Annotated in this window: 1 protein-coding gene and 1 pseudogene; both read right to left on the bottom strand. The window is 49.5% G+C overall.

All coding sequences use genetic code 11. The features are described 5' to 3' along the window. A pseudogene (locus ACRBG0_RS28395) lies at positions 1-602 on the bottom strand (hypothetical protein); the annotation flags it as partial. A gap of 3 nt (positions 603-605) precedes the next feature. Continuing rightward, the coding region (locus ACRBG0_RS28390) for a hypothetical protein (RefSeq protein ID WP_431490202.1) at positions 606-1,394 on the bottom strand (789 nt) is incomplete at its 5' end.

Genomic DNA, 1,394 nt, shown 5'->3' with positions numbered 1-1,394 from the left:
TCCGTGCCCGTCCCATCTTGTAAGGCGGAAAGGTCAACAGCGTTGCCATCGTCAATACTTAGCGTTGTTCCCGTAAGTCTCAAGTTCTGATCGTCGTTATCTACGCCGGACAGTGCGCTCAAATCGACGGTGTTACCTTCAGATATTGTCAGCTCCGTTCCCGAAAGAGAAAGCGTCTGATCGTCGGTGTTGAGGGTGGCCAGGTCAACACTATTACCATCTTCGATGGCCAGCGTGGTACCGGTAAGCGTTAGATTTTGATCATCCGTGCCGATGCCGTCTTGGAGTGCTGACAGATCAACGGAGTTACCGTCTTCAATACTTAGTGTGGTGCCGGCAAGGCTTAGGTTCTGATCATCCGTTCCTGGTGGAATAATATCCCAACGGTCACCCGCTGCTCCTTGTGGATTGTACCAGTATTTATCGCCAGTAGCCACATCGACAGCCAACCAACAGTTGTTCAGTGTTGCATTGCCCAGTGTTGGGTGCAAGTCTGGGTCACCAGTGACTTTACACTCACCGCCACCCGCTACAATGTCTGTTTGGGCGAACAGTGGGTTCAAGCCCACCAGTATCAATAGTGAAAAAAGTAGCTGTTTCATTGTTTATAATAGTTCTATGACTGTCCCCGCAACACCTCCCTCGGTATTACCCTGACTAAGTTTAAATTGATCACCTTTGACCAAGCCTGCGGCCCTTGCATCAGCGATTGAATCGTAAGTATTTAATGGCGTTTTTAAACAAACCTCCAACCAAATACCTCCTGGGCCATTCCAAATCCAGAGGCTTCCGTTGTCGGTGTTTTGATAGACAGCTGGTTCTACAGGAGCTGGTGCTCCGGAAGGATCACCACTGCCTTCGGTAATGTCATCTATGCCGCTACCACCAGGTGCAGATAGCCACTCGGCACGGCCTGTAACCACATCAACCAAAGTAAGTACATGACCTACCGCTCCATTCTGAGCCGTTTCCATTTTGAATTCCAGCCGTTCGGCTGTCACTTCAACTCTATCGGCATCAAGAAGTAGCCGGTTTTTGATCTTCCCACCCAGCGTGACAACCGCTTGCCAGACCGTTTGGGTCATCGTCATTTGTGAGGATTCGCTTTGGGGAACATTATTGACACCATTGACCTCGATAATCGCAGACTGAGGTAAAAGACCAAAGCTGGATTCTTGATTCGTACTGGTGTCTTGGGTGAAAACATCTATCGAACCGACAGAAGGACGCATTCTGAAGAGTGATTCGAGCGCACCCGTGACGGCGTTAAAAATAAAGTCAAAGCCCAGCGTATTGATCGTCGTGTTCTTTTCCAGCGTACCGCCCAATTCAATGTCATTGCCTACTTTAGTCAGACCATTGCTGGCCACCACGGCCATGATGTTCCACTGGGT

The organism is Lewinella sp. (assembly GCF_050633125.1).
In the GTDB taxonomy this organism is placed as follows: domain Bacteria; phylum Bacteroidota; class Bacteroidia; order Chitinophagales; family Saprospiraceae; genus Lewinella.
This window is presented reverse-complemented; position numbering and strand designations above follow the sequence as displayed.